The following is a 3745-nucleotide window of genomic DNA, read 5'->3' on the forward strand; positions in this document are numbered from 1 at the left end:
GTCCGGATCCCCCGCCGGCTTCGCCTGCCAGTCCTTCGCCGCCCTCTCCCTCGACCCGCCCCTGGTCGTGTTCATGGTCGCGCGCACGTCCACGACCTGGCCCCGCATCGCCCGCGCGGGCGCCTTCTGCGTGAACGTCCTGGGCGCGCACCAGGGCGACCTGTGCCGCGGCTTCGCGGTGAGCGGCGGGGACAAGTTCGCCGGAGTCGGCCACACCCCGTCCCCGGTCTCCGGCTCCCCGCGCCTGACCGGCGCCACGGCGTGGGCCGACTGCACGATCCACGCCGTCCACCCCGGCGGCGACCACCTGATCGTGGTGGGCAGGGTGGACGCCCTGGGCACCTGCGACGACGACGGCGACGGCGCGCCCCTGCTGTTCCACCGGGGCCGCTTCGGCGGCTTCACGGCCTGACGGTCTCCCGCCGCCGGATCACCAGGGCGAGCAGCGCGGCCATCGCGCACAGCGCCCCGGAGGCGTACCACATCACGTCGTACGAGCCGAAGGCGTCCCGGGCCACGCCGCCGAGGAAGGCGACCAGCGCGGCGCCGACCTGGTGCGAGGCGAGGACCCAGCCGAAGACGATGGCGCTGTCGTCGCCGAACTGCTCACGGCACAGGGCGAGGGTGGGCGGCACGGTGGCGACCCAGTCGAGGCCGTAGAAGACGATGAAGAAGACCATCGGGGGATGCACCGAGGGGCCAAGGAGCAGCGGCAGGAAGAGGAGCGAGACGCCGCGCAGGGCGTAGTAGACCGCGAGCAGGCGGCGCGGGTCGAAGCGGTCGGTGAACCAGCCGGAGGCGATCGTGCCGACGACGTCGAAGACGCCGATCACCGCGAGGAGCGAGGCGGCCGCCGTGATGGGCATGCCGTGGTCGTGGGCGGCGGGCACGAAGTGCGTCTGGATCAGGCCGTTGGTCGAGGCGCCGCAGATCGCGAAGGTACCCGCGAGCAGCCAGAAGGGCCCGGTGCGCGCGGCGGAGAGGAGCACCCGCACCGTCCTGCGCGCCGCCCCCGGCACCGGCGGGGGCTTCTCCACGAACTCGGGCGCCCCGTACGGCGCGAGCCCCACGTCCGCCGGGTGGTCGCGCAGCAGCAGCCAGACGAACGGCACGACCGTCAGCGCCGCCAGGGCCACGGTCACGGCGGCCGGGCGCCAGTCGTGCTCCGAGACGATCCACGACAGCACGGGCAGGAAGATCAGCTGGCCGGAGGCCGAGGCGGCGGTGAGGATGCCGGTGACGAGGCCGCGCCGCTCGGTGAACCAGCGGTTGGTGACGGTCGCGGCGAAGGCGAGCGCCATCGAGCCGGAGCCGAGGCCCACCAGCAGCCCCCAGCAGAGCAGCAGCTGCCAGGCCGCGGTCATCCACACCGTGGCGCCCGAGCCGACCGCGATCACGACCAGGGCGGACGCGACGACCCGCCGGATGCCGAACCGGTCCATCAGCGCCGCGGCGAACGGCGCCGTCAGCCCGTACAGCGCGAGGTTGACGGAGACCGCGAGCCCGATCGTGCCGCGCGACCAGTCGAACTCCTCGTGCAGCGGGTCGATCAGCAGGCCCGGCAGGGAGCGGAAGGCCGCCGCGCCGATGATCGTCACGAAGGTGACGGCGGCCACGAACCACGCCCGGTGCACCCGGTGCGTCCGCGTACGCCGCCGCCCGGTGCCGGGTCCCTCGGCGGGCGTCAGGGCGGCCGTGTCGGTTGTCTGTGTCACGTCATAGAGCCTCCGCCGTGCGCCCCCGCCGGACGAGTGGCCCGAAGGACAGCGTTCGCTAGGATCGGGCCATGGGTACGCATCCGGCGCACAGCCCGTTCCGCCCGCACCGTGTCGTCGTCCTCGCCCTGGACGGCCTCCTCCCCTTCGAGCTGGGCATCCCGCACCGCATCTTCGACCGCGCCGTGGACGCGCGGGGCCGCAAGCTGTACGAGATCCTCACCTGCTCGGTCCGACCGCCGGGCCCGGTCGAGACGGACGCCGACTTCTCCGTGCTCGTCGAGAACGGGCCGCAGGCTCTGGCCACCGCCGACACCGTCGTCGTCCCGGCCTCCTACGAGCTCGGGCCGGTCCACGAGGAGGGCGTGCTCACCGACGAACTGGCCGCGGCCCTCGCCCTGATCCGGCCGGGCACCCGGCTGGTCTCCATCTGCACGGGCGGATACGTGCTGGCCGCGGCCGGGCTGCTCGACGGGCGCCCGGCGACCACGCACTGGTCGTCCGCCGAGCACTTCCAGCGGCTCTTCCCGAAGGTGCGGGTCGACGCGGACGTGCTGTTCATCGACGACGGGGACGTGCTGACGTCCGCGGGGGTGGCCGCGGGCATCGACCTGTGCGTCCACATCGTGCGCCGCGACCACGGGACCGCCGTCGCCAACGAGGTGGCCCGCCGCACGGTCGTGCCGCCGCACCGGGACGGCGGGCAGGCGCAGTACATCCACCGGCCGGTCCCCGAACCGCAGCTGGCGACGACCACCGCCGCCCGCGCCTGGGCGCTGGGCCGGCTGCACGAGCCGATCCAGCTGCGGGACATGGCCGCGCAGGAGTCGATGTCGGTACGGACGTTCACGCGGCGCTTCCGCGAGGAGGTGGGGGTCAGCCCCGGGCAGTGGCTCACCCAGCAGCGGGTGGAGCGGGCGCGGCACCTCCTGGAGTCCACGGACCTGTCGATGGACCAGGTGGCGGCGGACGCGGGCTTCGGCACGGCGCAGTCGATGCGGCAGCACTTGGGGGCCACCTTGGGGGTGACCCCCACGTCCTACCGCCGGACGTTCCGCTGAGATCCGTCCGCGGCCCGGTGGGGGCTGGTCGCGCAGTTCCCCGCGCCCCTAAAAGACTGCGCAGTTCCCCGCGCCCCTTTTGGGGGCGCGGGGAACTGCGCGAACGGCCACGACGCACCCGCACCCGGCCGCGGAGGTCAGAACGTCAGAACCCCCCGGGCGACCCGCCCGGCGGCCGCCTCCGCCGCCGCCTCCTCGAAATCCCCGACGGGATACGTGCAGGTCACCAACTCGTCCAGCAGCAACCGCCCTTCCCGGTACAGCTCCGCGTACAGCGCGACATCCCGCTGCGGCCGCGACGCCCCGTACCGGCACCCCAGGATCGACTTGTCCAGGAACATCGACGAGACGAGGAAGGACGCCTCGGCGTCCACCGCCGGCACCCCGAGCAGCACCGCCTGCCCGTGCCGGTCGAGCAGGTCGACGGCCTCCCGTACGAGCTCGACGCGCCCCACGCACTCGAAGACGTGGTCGGCCCCGTTCGGCAGGACGTCCCGCACCTCCGCCACGGAGGTGAGGAAGTGCCCGGCCCCGAACCGCCGCGCCGCCTCCTCCTTCGCCGGGTTGGAGTCGACCGCCACCACCGTGAGCGCACCGGCGATCCGCGCCCCCTGCAGCACGTTGAGCCCGATCCCGCCCGCGCCGATGACGACGACGCTGTCCCCGCGGTCCACCCGGGCCCGGTTCAGCACGGCCCCGACCCCGGTCAGGACCGCGCAGCCGATGAGGGCGGCCGAGGCCATCGGGACGTCCTCGGGGATGCGGACCGCCTGCACGGCCTTGACCACCGTGCGTTCCGCGAAGGCGGAGTTGGACGCGAACTGGTACAGCGGCTCCCCGTGCCGCGTGAACGGCTGCTGCGGCCGCCCGATGGCCTTGCGGCACATGGTGGGCCGGCCCCGGTCGCACTCGGCGCAGGCGCCGCAGTTGGCGAGCGTGGACAGGCAGACGTGGTCCCCCGGCCGCACG

The 3745-nt window shown here is 74.0% G+C and carries 4 protein-coding genes; 2 read left to right on the plus strand and 2 right to left on the minus strand.

Going from position 1 to position 3745, the window contains the following annotated elements:
• On the plus strand, positions 1–412 hold a 412-nt coding region (locus FGF04_RS00990; RefSeq protein ID WP_149509421.1), incomplete at its 5' end, for a flavin reductase family protein.
• On the opposite strand, the gene FGF04_RS00995 is transcribed toward FGF04_RS00990, so the two are convergent.
• A complete protein-coding gene (locus FGF04_RS00995; protein ID WP_149509246.1) occupies positions 402–1715 on the minus strand; it encodes an MFS transporter in 1314 nt (437 codons plus the stop codon). The genes FGF04_RS00990 and FGF04_RS00995 overlap by 11 nt on opposite strands.
• Before the next feature lie 71 nt (positions 1716–1786).
• On the opposite strand from FGF04_RS00995, the gene FGF04_RS01000 reads away from it, so the two are divergent.
• Positions 1787–2776 carry a GlxA family transcriptional regulator gene (locus tag FGF04_RS01000; protein WP_149509247.1) on the plus strand — a complete coding sequence of 330 codons (990 nt, stop codon included), beginning with the start codon at positions 1787–1789 and terminating at the stop codon, positions 2774–2776.
• A 137-nt stretch (positions 2777–2913) separates the two neighbouring features.
• On the opposite strand, the gene FGF04_RS01005 is transcribed toward FGF04_RS01000, so the two are convergent.
• Positions 2914–3745 (minus strand): zinc-binding dehydrogenase (locus FGF04_RS01005; RefSeq protein ID WP_149509422.1); only part of this gene is annotated, 832 nt, incomplete at its 5' end.

This window comes from Streptomyces apricus, from assembly GCF_008369065.1.
GTDB classification, from domain to species: domain Bacteria; phylum Actinomycetota; class Actinomycetes; order Streptomycetales; family Streptomycetaceae; genus Streptomyces; species Streptomyces apricus.

Coding starts and splice junctions, on each gene's coding strand:
- FGF04_RS01000 (WP_149509247.1), top strand. CDS start 1,787: ATGGGTACGCATCCGGCGCACAGCCCGTTCCGCCCGCACCGTGTCGTC.